Genomic DNA, 14,173 nt, shown 5'->3' on the forward strand with positions numbered 1-14,173 from the left:
GCGGAGGGCGGCGCGGATGCGTTCGGCGAGCAGTTCGTAGTGGGTGCAGCCGAGGACGACGGCGCGGACGTCGTGCGGGGTGCGGGCGGCGGCGGCCCCGACGGCCGCGTCGATGGCGTCGTCGTCGGCCGCCTCCACGGCGTCGGCGAGTCCGGGGCACGGGACGCCGGTGACGTCCACGCCCGCGGCGAAGCGGGTGATCAGGTCGCGCTGGTAGGGACTGCCGGTGGTGGCGGGGGTGGCCCAGATCGCGACGGGGCCGCCGCCGGTCGCGGCCGGTTTGACGGCGGGCACCGTGCCGATGACCGGGATGTCCGGCTCCAGCTCGGCGCGGAGCGCGGGCAGGGCGTGGACGGAGGCGGTGTTGCAGGCGACGATCAGCGCGTCCGGGCGGAGGGCGGCCGCGGCGCGCGCGGTGGCCAGGGCGTGGGAGACCACGCCGTCGGGACCGTCGGGGGTGCGCGGGCCCCAGGGCATGCCGTCGGGGTCGGTGGAGAGGACGAGATCGGCGTCGGGCCGCAGCCGCCGCACGGCCGCGGCCGCCGCGAGCAGGCCGGTACCGGAGTCCATGAGCGCGATCTTCACGCGGACACTTTACCGGGGCGGGTATCCGGCTTGTCGTACCGGGTCGGGGCGGCCGGGGCGGCGGACACCCCGGCGCACCGCCGCGATCACCGGCCGGCGGCGGGCCGGGTGCGGCAGACTGCGGGCGTGGGAGCGACGGAGTGGATCGGTGCCGGGTCACTGCTCGTGTGGGTGTGGCTGCTGGTGGGGCAGGGCTTCTTCTGGCGTACGGACGTACGGCTCCCGGCGCGGCGGGAGCCCGCGCGGTGGCCCTCGGTGGCGGTGGTGGTGCCCGCCCGGGACGAGGCGGCGGTGCTGCCGCTGACACTGCCGTCCCTGCTGGCGCAGAAGTACCCGGGCCGCGCGGAGGTGGTCCTCGTCGACGACGGCAGCACCGACGGCACGGGGGCGCTGGCGCGGCGGCTGGCGGACGGGCGGGGCGGGTTGCCGCTGACGGTGACCTCGCCGGGCGAGCCGGAGCCGGGCTGGACGGGCAAGCTGTGGGCGCTGCGGCACGGCACGGCGCTGGCCACCGAACGGTCGGCGCCGGACTACCTGCTGCTGACGGACGCGGACATCGCCCACGAGCCGGACGGGCTGCGGGAGTTGGTGGCGGCGGCGCGGTCGGCGGACCTGGACCTGGTGTCGCAGATGGCGCGGCTGCGGGTGGCGTCGTTCTGGGAGCGGCTGGTCGTCCCGGCGTTCGTGTACTTCTTCGGGCAGCTGTATCCGTTCCGGTGGGTGAACCGGCCCGGGTCGCGGACCGCGGCGGCGGCCGGCGGCTGTGTGCTGCTGCGGCGGGAGGCGGCCGAGCGGGCCGGTGTGCCGGACAGCATCCGGGGCGCGGTGATCGACGATGTGACGCTGGCGCGGGCCGTGAAGCGTTCCGGCGGGCGGATCTGGCTGGGGCTCGCGGACCGGGCGGCGAGCGTACGGCCGTATCCGGGGCTGGGCGCGCTGTGGGCGATGGTGACGCGCAGCGCGTACGCGCAGCTGCGCTACCGGCCGTCGTTGCTGGCGGGGACGGTCGCGGGGCTGGCCCTGGTGTACCTGGCGCCGCCGGGGGTGCTGGCGGCCGGGCTGGCGGGCGGCGGCGCGGTGCCGGTGGTGCTGGGCGGGGCGGCCTGGGCGGTGATGTGCGCGACGTTCGTACCGATGGTCCGTCACTACCGGCAGCCGCTGTGGACGGTGCCGCTGCTGCCGTTCACGGCGCTGCTGTACCTGCTGATGACGGTGGACTCGGCGGTGCGCCACCACCGGGGGCGCGGGGCGGCGTGGAAGGGCCGGACGTACGGGGCGCGGTGAGCGGCGGCGGGGGCGTTCACCGACGTCCCGTCAGTGCTCGTGCCGCGTCGGCCGGGTGGTCGTACGGCGTGTCGGATTGCCCCGTGTTCACCAGCGGGAAGCGCACTCTTTACACGTTTTCTACGCTCTTTGTCGACCGGTTTCTCCGCATTGGGTGGCATTGGTGACCGGGGACGGCTCCCCACCTGGGAAACAACCCGCATCCCAGGCTCCCCAATCGGCACACGGTGGGCTTAACTTATGAGGCATGACCTCCCCCCGCTCTACCTACGGCGGCGGCTACTACGCTTCGCCCTCCTTCCCGGACACCCCGATCTACGACAGCCTCGTCGCGGAACGCGGTACCCCGCAGATCGCCCCGATCCGGGTCACCCCGCCCTCGTACGACACCGGCTCGTCGTACCTGCCGGCGCTGCCCGCGGCGCTGCCGCCGGGCCCGTCCCAGGCCCCGGCGCCGCAGTCGTACCCGGGCGCGGCCGCGCAGCCGGTCGCTCCGCTCCAGCACACGCCCGCGCCGTACATCCCGCAGCAGACGGGCACCCGCGGCCCGGCGCCGCAGCAGCCGCCGCGCCCGTCGATGGGCACCGGCTACGAGGCGATGCGCCCTGCGGCGCCGGTCGCCCCGGTACCGCCGCGCGGCACCGCGGCCGGGCAGGACGACCCGTACGGACGCCCGTACCCGCGCGGGTACTGAGCGGGAGGGGCCGGGCGCCGGGGCGCCGGTGGCCGCTGGCAGGATGGGCGCATGCCGAAGCCCGTGCTGCGACAGATCCACCGGTACCCCGTCAAGGCCCTGGCCGGGTCCGCGCTCGGCGAGGCGGTCGTGGAACCGTGGGGGCTCGCCGGGGACCGGCGGTGGACGGTGGTCGGTGCCGAACGCCGCATCCTGACCCAACGCGGCTTCCCGGCCCTGGCGTTGGCCACCGCCGAGGAGCTGCCGGGCGGGGCGCTGCGGCTGACCGCGCCCGGCATGGAGCCGCTGACCGTGGAGGTCCCGGCGCCCGCGGGGGCGGTGCCGGTCGAGGTCTGGCGGGACGAGGTCGCCGCCGTGCCCGCGGGCCCCGCCGCGGCCGGCTGGTTCGGCCGCTACCTGGGGGTGCCGGCGACGCTGGTGCACATGGACGCCCCGGCCGTGCGCCGGCCCGTCGACCCGGCGTACGCACGGCCGGGCGACACGGTGAGCTTCGCGGACGGCTATCCGCTGCTGCTGACCTCCACGGCGTCACTGGATGCCCTCAACTCCCTTGTGTCACAGGGCGATCACGCCGATGAGGGGCCCCTGCCGATGGACCGTTTCCGGCCCAATGTGGTCGTGGACGGCACCGCGCCCTGGGCGGAGGACACCTGGCGCACGGTACGCATCGGCACCACCGTCTTCGAGGTCGCCAGACCCAGCGGCCGCTGCGCCGTCACCACCACCGACCAGCGCACCGCCCGGCGCGGCAAGGAGCCGCTGCGCACCCTCGCCCGGCACCGCCGCATCGGCGGACAGCTGGTCTTCGGCCAGAATCTGATCCCCCGGGGAACGGGCACCCTCCGGGTCGGCGACCCGTTCGAGATACTCGGCTGACGGGACCGCAGTGTCCCGTCCGCGGCGCACCGCGGCCGGGCGCGCCGGCCGCGCCGGTTCCCGTGTCCGGCCGGCCGGCGCTCCCGGGCGCCGCCCCGCAACGCCTTCCGGCGGCGGGGGCGTTCGGGAACGCGCCCCTCTTCCCCCGTGCGCCGTGACGCCCGTCTCTGCCCGCGGTTCTCGCCCGGCCGCGCCGGATGCGGTATCCAGGGGGGTGGAGAGGGGGCCTGGGTGAGGCGATCACGGGTGGTGGCATGGCGCTGGCGCCGCAATCCGCTGCGCCGCCGCAGCGACCGCGTGGAGGCGTGGCTGGGTCTGGTCTGCGTCCTGCTCACCGCCGCGCTGTCCCCTCTGGCGGGCGTGGTGGCCGGCCGGGCGGCGCACGGGACGCTGCGGGAGACCGTACGGCTCCAGCAGGAGCAGCGGCGGCCGGTGTGGGCGACGGTCGAACGGTCCGCCCCCCGGACGTCCTACGACCCCGATCCCGAGAGCGCCTCGCGGCACGAGTCCCGGGTGCGGGTCGTCGCCCGCTGGACGGCGCCGGACGGCGGTGCGCGCACGGGGCGGATCGCCGTGCCGCGCCCCCTCGGCCCCGGGGACCGCTTCCGTATCTGGACGGACGACCGGGGCCATGTCATGCCGCGCCCCATGGACGCCGGCACGGCGAAGGTCCACGCGGTGCTGGCCGGGCTGGGTGCCGCGGCGCTGGCCGGAGCGGCGGTCGAGGGGGCGCGCCGGCTGGCCGTCGGCCGGCTGACGGCGCGCCGTTACCGCGACTGGGACGAGGCATGGGAGCGGGCAGGACAGGACTGGGGACGGGCCGGCGCGGGGAGCTGACCGGGCGGGTGCGGGAGCGCCCTGTCCGGAGCCGTCGCGCGCTCCCTGACCATGTCAACTACCGCCTCCCGGGCGCGCTACGGTGGAGCAGCCAGCCAGTCGGCTGGGGGCCCGGGGCACCCGTATGCGGACATCAGCGGACGGAACCTGCCGGGACGTCAACAGCCGTACGAGGTGGGGGCACGACAGCGCCATGGCACAGGGCTCGGTCCAGGTGACGCACACCGGAACATCGCGTTGGCGGCGCCGCACCGGCGAGTACAGCTCGCTCGCGGCCGCTCTGGAGGCCGCGGGGGACGGCGATGTGCTGACCGTGCCCGCCGGTACGTACCGCGAGAACCTGGTACTGGTGCGCGCGGTGACGCTGCGCGGGGCGGACGGGACGCGGGGCTCGGTGCGGATCGCGCCCGCCGACGGCGTGGCGCTGACCGTGCGGGCCTCCGCCGTCGTCCACGACCTGCATCTGGAGGCGGCGGACTCGGCGTCGCCCGCACTGCTCGTGGAGGACGGTGCACCGGAGCTGACCGGGCTGCGGGTGGTGACGCGGTCCGCGGCGGGCATCGAGGTCCGCGGCGGGGCGCGGCCGACGGTGCGGCGCTGCACCGTCGACAACGCGGGCGGGGTGGGCATCAGTGTGCTGGACGGTGCGGGCGGTGTCTTCGAGGAGTGCGAGGTGGTGGCCGCCGGGCAGGCGGGCGTCGCGGTGCGCGGGGGCGCCCACCCCCGGCTGGAGAACTGCCGCATCCACCACACCTCGGGCGCGGGTCTCTCGCTGACGGGCGAGGGCAGCGCGGCCGAGGCGGTGGGCTGCGAGCTGTACGAGATCAAGGGCGCGGGGGTGCAGGTCGCCTCCCGGGCCACCGGCCATCTCACCGACTGCACGGTGCACCGCACCTCCGCCGACGGCGTCACGCTGGACACCGACGCGGTGCTCACCCTCGCCGACTGCGACATCCACGACGTCCCGGAGAACGCCGTCGACCTGCGCTCGCGGTCGGTGCTGACGCTGACCCGCAGCCGGGTGCGGCACTTCGGCCGCAACGGTCTGTCGGTGTGGGACCCGGGCACCCGGGTGGACGCCAACCAGTGCGAGATCCACGACAGCACGGGCGACTACCCGGCGGTGTGGGTGAGCGACGGCGCGACGGCGGTCCTGGACTCCACGCGGGTGCACGACGTGCCGGACGCCCTGTTCGTCCTGGACCGGGGGTCGCGGGCGGACGTGGTGGACTGCGACATCGCGCAGGTCCGCAACACGGCGGTGTCGGTGAGCGACGGGGCGACCGTCCAGCTCGACGACTGCCGTATCCGGGAGGCGGCGACCGGCGCCTGGTTCCGTGACCACGGCAGCGGCGGCACGCTCGCCAACTGCACCATCGACGGCGCGCAGACCGGTGTGATCGTCACCAAGGGCGCGGACCCCACCGTCGAGGGCTGCACGGTCAGCTCGCCGGCCGAGGCGGGGTTCTACGTCTCCGCCGAGGGCCGCGGCACGTTCCACGGCTGTCGTGTGACCGGCAGTTCGGGGTTCGGCTTCCATGTGATCGACGGCTGCCGTACGACGCTGACCCGCTGCCGTACGGAGCGCTGCGCGCGCGGCGGGTACGAGTTCGCGGACGGCGGGCCGGTCGTCGAGGACTGCACCAGTGACGAGAGCCGGGCGGCGCGGCCGCCGGCGCCGGCCGCGGTCCCCGGGGGCGTGCAGCGGGCGACGCAGACGGTGGGGCTGCTGGGCGGGGTGCCGTCGCAGGCCGCGCAGCCCGCCCCCGCCGCGGCCCCCGCGCCCGTGCCGGAGGCGGGCGGGCGGCCGCCGGAGGAGGTGCTGGGGGAACTCGACACCCTGGTGGGGCTGGAGAGCGTCAAGCGCGAGGTGCGCAGTCTGATCAACATGATCGAGGTGGGGCGCAGGCGGCAGGAGGCGGGCCTCAAGGCCGCCTCGGTCCGCCGCCATCTCGTCTTCACCGGCTCCCCCGGTACCGGCAAGACGACCGTGGCCCGGCTCTACGGCGAGATCCTGGCGTCGCTGGGCGTGCTGGAGCGCGGCCATCTCGTCGAGGTGTCGCGGGTGGACCTGGTGGGCGAGCACATCGGGTCGACGGCGATCCGCACCCAGGAGGCGTTCGACCGGGCCCGCGGCGGGGTGCTTTTCATCGACGAGGCGTACGCCCTCTCCCCCGAGGACTCGGGGCGGGACTTCGGGCGCGAGGCCATCGACACCCTGGTCAAGCTGATGGAGGACCACCGGGACGCGGTGGTGGTGATCGTGGCGGGCTACACCGCGGAGATGGAACGCTTCCTCGCCGTCAACCCCGGTGTCGCCTCCCGCTTCTCACGGACCATCACCTTCGGCGACTACGGCGCCCACGAGCTGCTGCGGATCGTCGAGCAGCAGGCCGAGGAGCACGAGTACCGCCTCGCCGGGGGGACCGGCGAGGCGCTGCTCGCGTACTTCGCCGAGCTGCCCAAGGGGCCGTCGTTCGGCAACGGCCGCACGGCGCGGCAGACGTTCGAGGGAATGGTCGAACGGCACGCGAGCCGGGTCGCGCAGCTCACCGCCCCGAGCACCGACGACCTCACCCTCCTCTACGCCGAGGACCTCCCCGCGCCGCCGTGACGCGCCGCCCCCCGGGTGCGCTGGGCCGGCACCTGCGGGGCGAGACGGTTGATCAGTTCGGCGCGTACCCGGTCGAAGACCGGATCGGCCTGGTAGTCACCGTGGCCGAGGATCTGCGCGGGCAGCGGGTCCTGGAGGGTGCGGCCGAAGGTCAGCGGATCGCGCAGCGGCCCCTCGTCGATGCCGCGGCCGTCCTCGCAGGTGAGCCGGATCGGGCCGCCGATGGGGTCGGTGAAGCGCCACAGGTTGCGCCAGTCGTCCATCTCGCGGTGCAGCCCGGTGAGCGCGGGCGGCCCGAAGTAGGCGGGGAACCAGCGCCCGTAGAGGCGCTCCAGCGGTGACCCGTAGGTGAGCAGCGCGACCCGGCTGCGGGTGGCGAGGTCGAGCTGCCAGACGGCCGCGGCGGCCAGGACGCTGCCCTGCGAGTGGCCGGAGATCACCAGCCGTCCGTCGAAGCGCTCGGTCCAGGTGGCCATCCGCCAGGTCAGGTCGGGTACGGCGCGTTCGGCGTAGCAGGGCGGCGCGAAGGGGTGCGCGGCGCGCGGCCAGAACGTCCCGACGTCCCAGAGGATGCCGATGGTGCGGCGGGCGGAGTGGTCGCGGTAGGCGAGCCGGCCCAGCGCGAGGAGCAGGACGACACCGGCGCTCATCAGCCAGGAGCCGAGGGCCGAGGCGGTCTCGGCGGTGGCGTGGAGGAAGGGCGGGGCGCCCTCGGTGGCGGGGCCGGGCGCCCGGTCGGTGAGCCAGGCCCCGGCCACCGCGCCGGCGCCGAGGACGAAGGTGACGACGGAGGTCGCGGCGATCAGGACGGGCGCGGAGTCGGTGAGTCCGGCGCGGGCGATGGTGCCCGCGATGCGGCGGGCGCGGCGGGCGTCGGGCCGTTCCCTGCTGTCGTAGAGGCCCGGGATGTCGGGCAGCACCCGGCGGCGGACGGAGCGGACGTGGAAGGCGGCGAGCACCGCGACGCAGGCGACGACGACCAGCAGGACGGGCAGCGCCGACGCCTGCCAGGACAGCAGCACCGGCGGGCCGGCGAGCGGGTCGCCGGGCGTGCCGGGGGTGGCGCCGCCGTCGATCCAGTCCGCGAAGCGCTGTGCCACTCCCCCGGACAGCACCCCGCCGAGCGCGCAGGAGAAGAGGGCGACGGCCGGGCCGGCCATGCCGTTCAGCACCGTGCGCGGGTCGTTGCGCGCGGACCGCTGGAGGACGCAGGCGGTGACGATCAGGGCGACGACCAGGGTGCCCTGGAGGACGGCGATGGCCCCGAAGGCGGCGGCGCCGGGCAGCGCGCCCTCACTGTGTGCCCCGGGCCGCTCCCAGGCGCAGTACACGGCGGTCAGCGCCAGCGCGGCGAGCGCGGCGTGGGGCAGCGCGCGGACGAGCGGGCGGTCGGGGTCGGTGTCGCGCGCGTTCTCGCTGCGGGCGCTGCGTCCGACGAGGACGACGGTGGCGGCGGCGAGCGCCACCAGCAGCGCGGTCAGGGCGTACCCGGTGGCGGTGAGCAGGGGGCCCGCGCCGGTACGCCGGTCCGTCGTGCGGACGGCGAACAGGAGCGTGGCGGCGATGGTGAGGACACCGGCGCTGGTGTGGGCGGCGCGCAGCCGGGCGACCAGCCGGCGGCCGTACCAGAAGCCGTCGAGGCTGAGCACGCCGCGTTCGGTGGCCGGGGTGCCGCGCGAGGTGCCGGGGCGGCGCGGCGGCGGGGACGCCGACTCGTAGGCGCTCCAGGTGCGGTGGGAGAGCCACCACAGGAGGGCGACGATCAGCAGCGGGAAGACCGTGGCGAGGACGAGGCGGCGGCCGGGCGGGCTCCACCAGCCGCCGCTGCGGGGGTCGACGAAGCCCATCCAGGGGGTGCCGTCCGCGCAGGAGGGGGTGCCGGCGCACTGCCAGGCCGTCAGGTCCAGGGCGACCTCGCAGGCCGCGGCGGCCAGCAGGACGGTGAGGGAGAGGGCGAGGAGGCGTACGAGGAGGTCGTAGAGGCGGTGGGCGCGGTGGCCGGGCGGGGCGGCGGGGCGCATCCAGTGGGCGAGGTTGGCGACCATGAAGGGCAGCAGGACGAGCCACAGGGCGCGGGCGCCGTTGCCGGAGGTGAGGTTGCTCCAGCAGTACGCCTCCTGGACGGGTTCGCCCCGGTAGTCGCCGGGGCGTTGTTCGGCGTCGGCGTCGTCGGTGCGGCGGTAGCAGGCGGCGGTGTCGTCGCCGGTGATCCGCTGGACGCGCGGGTCGCCGAGCATCCGCTCGGGCGTGGTGCCGCCGACGCCGTGCACCAGGAGTTCCAGCGCGAGGTGCGGTGGTGCGGCGGTGGTGTCGTCGTGGTGTGCGGTGCGGGCGTGCGGTGTCGGTTCCGCGGTCTCCACAGTCGTTCCCCCGATTGTTCTCGTGGAGTGGTGTCGTGCGGTGTGCCCGGTGCCGTGCGGTGCGGCGCGGGCCCCCGCATTGTCTCCTTTCCCCGTGGAAGGTGCCGTCTCCCCTGCGGCGGGCGGGCCGTCACGGCTCCGGTGGGCGTGCGGGTACGCAACGGGCGTTGTCGGTGCCGCGTGCGAGGATGAGGGCACCAGGGATGGCGGGCGAGACGAGCGCAGACGACCCGGGCCGGTGGCCGGGCGGAAGGGACGGGCCGCGGTGAGCGACAACCAGAACCTCCTGGCGGAGCAGCGGCGGGCGCTGATCCTCGACGAGGTCAGGCGGCGCGGCGGTGTGCGGGTCAACGAACTCACCCGCAGGCTCAGCGTCTCGGACATGACCGTCCGCCGTGATCTGGACGCGCTGGCCCGGCAGGGCATGGTGGAGAAGGTGCACGGCGGGGCGGTGCCGGTGAGCGAACCGAGCGCGCACGAGCCGGGGTTCGAGGCGAAGTCGTCACTGGAGCTGAGCGCCAAGGAGGACATCGCCCGGGCGGCGGCCCGGATGGCGGCGCCGGGCAGCGCCATCGCGCTGGCGGGCGGTACGACGGCGTACGCGCTGGCGCAGCAGCTGGTGGAGGTGCCGGACCTGACGGTGGTGACGAACTCGGTGCGGGTGGCCGAGGTGTTCTACTCCGCGCAGCGGGCGGCGGCGGGCGGCGGGGGGCCGCGGCCGGGCGCCGCCACGGTGGTGCTGACGGGCGGGGTGCGGACGCCGTCGGACACGCTGGTGGGCCCGGTGGCCGACGCCGCGATCCGTTCGCTCCACTTCGATGTGCTCTTCCTCGGGGTCCACGGGATATCGGTGGAGGCGGGCCTGTCGACGCCGAACCTCGCGGAGGCGGAGACCAACCGGCACTTCGTGCGGTCGGCCCGGCGGGTGGTGGTGGTCGCCGACCACACCAAGTGGGGCACGGTGGGCCTGAGTTCGTTCGCGTCGCTGGAGGACGTGGACGTGCTGGTGACGGACACGGGCATGCCGGCCGAGGTGCGCGAGCGGTTCGCGGAGCTGCCGCCCGAGCTGGTGGTGGCGGGCGAGGCCCCGGGGGACGGGGAGGGCTGACGGGCGGCCCCGGCGTCCCGGGTGCGCCGCGCCCGTGCCGGGACCTGCCGCCGTGCGGGTCAGGCGTCCTTGCCGGGCCAGGTCCCCGTGGCCAGGAAGGCGTCGAGGGTGCGCGCGTACGGGGCGATGTCCAGGCCCTGGGCGGCGAGCCAGTCGTCCGAGTAGTACTTGTCGAGGTAGCGGTCGCCCGGGTCGCACAGCAGTGTGACGACCGATCCGGTGCGGCCCTCGGCGCGCATCTCCGCGACGATCCGCAGGGCGCTCCACAGGCCGGTGCCGGTCGAGCCGCCGGCCTTGCGGCCGATCACCGTCTCCAGGGCGCGGACGGCGGCGACGCTCGCCGCGTCCGGCACCTTCATCATCCGGTCTATCGCGCCGGGCACGAAGCTGGGCTCCATCCGGGGCCGGCCGATGCCCTCGATCCGGGAGGCGGTGTCGCAGCCGGTCGCGGCGTCGCCGGTGCGCCAGCCGTCGAAGAAGCAGGAGTTCTCCGGGTCGGCGACGCAGACGCGGGTGTCGTACTGGAGGTAGCGGACGTAGCGGGCGATGGTCGCCGAGGTGCCGCCGGTGCCCGCGGTCGCCACGATCCAGGCGGGCTCGGGGTGGCGTTCCCGCCGCAGCTGCTCGTAGATGGACTGGGCGATGTTGTTGTTCCCGCGCCAGTCGGTGGCCCGCTCGGCGTAGGTGAACTGGTCCATGTAGTGGCCGCCGGTCTCCGCCGCGAGGCGGGCGGAGACCTCGTACACGGTCCGCGGGTCGTCGACGAGATGGCAGGTGCCGCCGTGGAACTCGATCAGCCGGGTCTTCTCCCGGCTGGTGGTGGCGGGCATCACGGCGATGAACGGCACCCCGATCAGGCGGGCGAAGTACGCCTCGGAGACGGCGGTGGAGCCGCTGGACGCCTCGATGACGGGCTTGCCGGGGCGGATCCAGCCGTTGCACAGCCCGTAGAGGAACAGTGAGCGGGCGAGGCGGTGCTTGAGGCTGCCGGTGGGGTGCGTCGACTCGTCCTTGAGGTAGAGGTCGACGCCCCACTCCTCGGGGAGGGGGAAGCGCAGCAGATGGGTGTCGGCGGTGCGGTTGGCGTCCGCCTGGACCTTGCGGACGGCTTCCTTGAGCCAGTCGCGGTAGGCCGGATCACTGCGGTCGATGTCCAGGGTCGGCTCCGGGGAGCCGCCGTCGTGTTCGGGACGGTGCGGCTGCTGTGCGAGGGTCACCTGCGCGCTCCTAGAGGGTGGTGAGGCCCGCGCCATGCCGGGCCGCTTTCGACTATAGCGCTCGACGGACCGCCTCTCACCTGCATAAACGTCCCTTTGAGCGGCCCCAAGGACGGCCTGGGGAGCGGCTGTTGCCGCCCGTGGCGCATCGGGCACTGGCGCACCCGGGAGGGTCCGGGCACACTCGCTATCACGGGGCGGTGACGGGCACCTGCCCGCGGGGCGGAGGAGTTGAGGGTCGTGGCGCAGCCGGAGTTCAATGCGACGGGAGTCCGGATCGAGCGGTCGCTGCGTTCGCTGACGCGGGCCGGCCAGGTGGTCATCCGCGACGGCAGGCTGGCGCTGCTGACCAGCTACGGCACGGAGATCGACAGTGCCCCGCTCCAGTCGGTACAGGCCCATCGCCCGCTGTTCGCCGCGCGCGACCGGGCGCTGGCCCGCCTCAACGGGAACCGCTACTCGCTGACCCTGGGGGCCCCGGACCGCTTCCTGGACGCGGTGCACGCGGCGCGGACGCCGCGGGTCTGACGGCGGCCGGAGGGGACGACGCGCCGGATCGCGGACCGGGCAGCAGGGCCGCGGGCCCGGCCCTGGCCGGAGCGCTCGGCGCGGGCCGGCAAGCCCTGCCATCCGCCCTCCGGGAACCCGCGCGGCGCATCTCCATGATCCACCCCGCACCTTCTGTAACTACTGGTATGTACAGTGGCCTCATGAACACACCGGACCGGAACACCCGGGAGCGCCTGGTCGCCAGTACGCGGGAGCTCCTATGGGAACGGGGCTACACAGGCACCAGCCCCAAGGCGATCCTGGAGCACGCGGGCGTGGGCCAGGGCAGCATGTACCACCACTTCGGCGGCAAGGCGGACCTGGCCCTGACGGCGGTCCGGCGTACCGCCGAGGCCCTGCGGGCGAGCGCCGAGGAGTGCCTGTCGGTCCCCGGCACGGCGTACGACCGGGTCGCGGCCTATCTGCTGCGCGAGCGCGAGGTGCTGCGCGGCTGCCCGGTCGGCCGGATGGCGCAGGACCGGGACGTCGTCCGTGACCCGGAGCTGCGGCGGCCGCTGGACGAGACGTTCACCTGGCTGCGGCAGCGCATCGCCGAGGTCCTCGCCGAGGGGGTGCGGCGCGGCGAACTGGACGTCGCGCTCGACCCGGAGGCGACGGCCGCGACGGTCGTCGCCGTCGTCCAGGGCGGCTACGTCCTGGCCCGCTCGGCCGACGACCCGGCGCCGTTCGACGCGGCGGTCCGGGGCGCGCTGGACCTGCTCGCGGCCCGCACCGCGCCCCCGCCCACCGCCTGAGCCGCGCCCCGCCCCCGTACCACCCGACCCGACGGAGCCCGTCATGCCCACTCCCACCACCCCCGCCACCCCGTCCGCCATGCGGTACGCGATCACCCTGCCCGCCGACTACGACATGGGGATCATCCGCCACCGGGTGCGCACCCGCGGCCATCTGCTGGACGACTGCGACGGGCTGGGGCTCAAGGCGTACGGCGTCCGCGAGCGCGGGGCGGACGGCTCGCCGGTCAACCAGTACGCGCCGTTCTACCTCTGGGCGGACCCGGCGGCGATGAACCGGTTCCTGACCGGTGACGGGTTCCGCGGCGTCGTCCGCGACTTCGGGCGGCCGCCCGTGCGGCACGGGCAGGTCCTCTTCCACCGCCCGGGCCCGTCCGCCGGCGCGGCCCCGCGCACGTACACGCTGCGGACGCGCCCCCTGCCCGAGGGCGCCGACCCCGCCACCGTCATCGCCGGGGCGCTCCGCGATCACGAGGCGCTGGCCCGCCAGGACGGGGTGCACCGCACCGCGCTGGTGCTGGACCCCGACCGGTGGGAGCTGGCCGGCTTCACCCTCTGGGAGGACGCCGCTCCGGAGGGCGCGGGCGACCGCCACCGGGTGCTGCACCTGTCGGCACCGGGCGCGGACCGCCTCGCCACGGGACGGCAGTGGTGACGCCGTCCTCCCCCGCGGTCCGTACCGTCCTCGGGGACATCGCCCCCGGCGACCTGGGCGTGTGCGACGCGCACGACCATCTCTTCCTCCGCAGCCCGCTGCTGCCCGGCCGGGAGCTGTCCGACCCGGGTGCGGCCGCGGCCGAACTGCGGGCGTTCCGTGCGGCCGGTGGTGCGGCGGTGGTGCAGTGGACGCCGTACGGGATGGGCCGGGGCGCGGGGCATCTGCCGCGTCTGGCGCGGGAGTCGGGGGTGCGGATCGTCGCGGCGACGGGCCTGCACCAGGCGGCGCACTACGCGCCCGCGGTACGGGAGCGGGTGCTGCGGGACCCGGCGGCCCTGTTCGTCGCCGAACTGACCGAGGGCATCGGCGGCTCCGGCGTACGGGCCGGGGTGATCAAGGTGGCGGACGGCCGTGACGGGCTGGACCGGCACGCCCGCCGCACGATGGCGGCGGCGGCCGAGGCCCAGCGCGCCACGGGGGCGCCGGTCTGTGTGCACCTGCACACCGGCGCCGGCGCCCTCGGCGTCCTCGATCTGCTCTGCGGCACGCTGGACGTCCCGCCGGACCGGGTGGTCCTGGGCCACCTCAACCGGTCGCCCGACCCGGCCGCGCACCGGCGGGCCGCCGCCGCGGGCG

At 75.6% G+C, this 14,173-nt stretch carries 13 protein-coding genes; 10 read left to right on the forward strand and 3 right to left on the reverse strand.

Annotated features, from left to right (window positions below; translation table 11 throughout):
• A partial coding sequence (locus AC51EU_RS18420; RefSeq protein WP_496268078.1) for a glutamate racemase occupies positions 1 to 585 on the reverse strand: 585 nt, incomplete at its 3' end.
• A gap of 126 nt (positions 586 to 711) precedes the next feature.
• Here AC51EU_RS18420 and AC51EU_RS18425 point away from each other — a divergent pair.
• From AC51EU_RS18425 to AC51EU_RS18445, 5 genes are all read left to right on the forward strand, one after another.
• Entirely contained in the window at positions 712 to 1,869 is a 1,158-nt protein-coding gene (locus AC51EU_RS18425) for a glycosyltransferase (RefSeq protein WP_496268079.1), read from the forward strand.
• Positions 1,870 to 2,116: 247 nt separating this feature from the next.
• A complete protein-coding gene (locus tag AC51EU_RS18430) occupies positions 2,117 to 2,563 on the forward strand; it encodes a DUF6643 family protein (protein ID WP_496268080.1) in 447 nt (148 codons plus the stop codon).
• A gap of 51 nt (positions 2,564 to 2,614) precedes the next feature.
• Complete coding sequence (locus AC51EU_RS18435; RefSeq protein WP_496268081.1) at positions 2,615 to 3,439, forward strand: MOSC domain-containing protein; 825 nt, start codon at positions 2,615 to 2,617, stop codon at positions 3,437 to 3,439.
• 231 nt (positions 3,440 to 3,670) lie between these two features.
• The gene (locus AC51EU_RS18440) at positions 3,671 to 4,276 is read left to right on the forward strand and encodes an Rv1733c family protein (RefSeq protein WP_496268082.1); all 606 of its coding nucleotides are present in this window, start codon (positions 3,671 to 3,673) and stop codon (positions 4,274 to 4,276) included.
• Positions 4,277 to 4,469: 193 nt separating this feature from the next.
• Positions 4,470 to 6,890 (forward strand): right-handed parallel beta-helix repeat-containing protein, encoded by a 2,421-nt coding sequence (locus tag AC51EU_RS18445; RefSeq protein WP_496268083.1) that lies wholly within the window; start codon positions 4,470 to 4,472, stop codon positions 6,888 to 6,890.
• On the opposite strand, the gene AC51EU_RS18450 is transcribed toward AC51EU_RS18445, so the two are convergent.
• Positions 6,860 to 9,250, reverse strand: a complete 2,391-nt coding sequence (locus tag AC51EU_RS18450) for a hypothetical protein (protein WP_496268084.1) — start codon at positions 9,248 to 9,250, stop codon at positions 6,860 to 6,862. The genes AC51EU_RS18445 and AC51EU_RS18450 overlap by 31 nt on opposite strands.
• Before the next feature lie 265 nt (positions 9,251 to 9,515).
• Between AC51EU_RS18450 and AC51EU_RS18455 the strand changes: the two genes are divergently transcribed.
• On the forward strand, positions 9,516 to 10,358 hold the full coding sequence (locus tag AC51EU_RS18455; protein WP_496268085.1) for a DeoR/GlpR family DNA-binding transcription regulator: 843 nt from the start codon (positions 9,516 to 9,518) through the stop codon (positions 10,356 to 10,358).
• Positions 10,359 to 10,417: 59 nt separating this feature from the next.
• On the opposite strand, the gene cds1 is transcribed toward AC51EU_RS18455, so the two are convergent.
• Positions 10,418 to 11,575 (reverse strand): L-cysteine desulfhydrase Cds1, encoded by a 1,158-nt coding sequence (cds1, locus tag AC51EU_RS18460; RefSeq protein ID WP_496268086.1) that lies wholly within the window; start codon positions 11,573 to 11,575, stop codon positions 10,418 to 10,420.
• Between the two features lie 240 nt (positions 11,576 to 11,815).
• Here cds1 and AC51EU_RS18465 point away from each other — a divergent pair, with 240 nt between their 5' ends.
• From AC51EU_RS18465 to AC51EU_RS18480, 4 genes are all read left to right on the forward strand, one after another.
• The gene (locus AC51EU_RS18465; RefSeq protein ID WP_496268087.1) at positions 11,816 to 12,103 is read left to right on the forward strand and encodes a hypothetical protein; all 288 of its coding nucleotides are present in this window, start codon (positions 11,816 to 11,818) and stop codon (positions 12,101 to 12,103) included.
• A gap of 182 nt (positions 12,104 to 12,285) precedes the next feature.
• Positions 12,286 to 12,879, forward strand: a complete 594-nt coding sequence (locus AC51EU_RS18470) for a TetR/AcrR family transcriptional regulator (protein ID WP_496268088.1) — start codon at positions 12,286 to 12,288, stop codon at positions 12,877 to 12,879.
• Positions 12,880 to 12,922: 43 nt separating this feature from the next.
• Positions 12,923 to 13,534, forward strand: coding sequence for a DUF4865 family protein (locus AC51EU_RS18475; protein ID WP_496268089.1), 612 nt, complete (start codon positions 12,923 to 12,925; stop codon positions 13,532 to 13,534).
• Positions 13,531 to 14,173, forward strand: a 643-nt coding sequence (locus AC51EU_RS18480; protein ID WP_496268090.1) for a phosphotriesterase family protein, incomplete at its 3' end; no start/stop codon positions are given. The genes AC51EU_RS18475 and AC51EU_RS18480, both read left to right, overlap by 4 nt.

This window comes from Candidatus Streptomyces philanthi, from assembly GCF_059553635.1.

Excerpts from the sequence above, each read along its gene's own strand:
- AC51EU_RS18430 (WP_496268080.1), top strand. The coding sequence starts at position 2,117 with ATGACCTCCCCCCGCTCTACCTACGGCGGCGGCTACTACGCTTCGCCC.
- AC51EU_RS18435 (WP_496268081.1), top strand. The coding sequence starts at position 2,615 with ATGCCGAAGCCCGTGCTGCGACAGATCCACCGGTACCCCGTCAAGGCC.
- AC51EU_RS18445 (WP_496268083.1), top strand. The coding sequence starts at position 4,470 with ATGGCACAGGGCTCGGTCCAGGTGACGCACACCGGAACATCGCGTTGG.
- AC51EU_RS18470 (WP_496268088.1), top strand. The coding sequence starts at position 12,286 with ATGAACACACCGGACCGGAACACCCGGGAGCGCCTGGTCGCCAGTACG.
- AC51EU_RS18475 (WP_496268089.1), top strand. The coding sequence starts at position 12,923 with ATGCCCACTCCCACCACCCCCGCCACCCCGTCCGCCATGCGGTACGCG.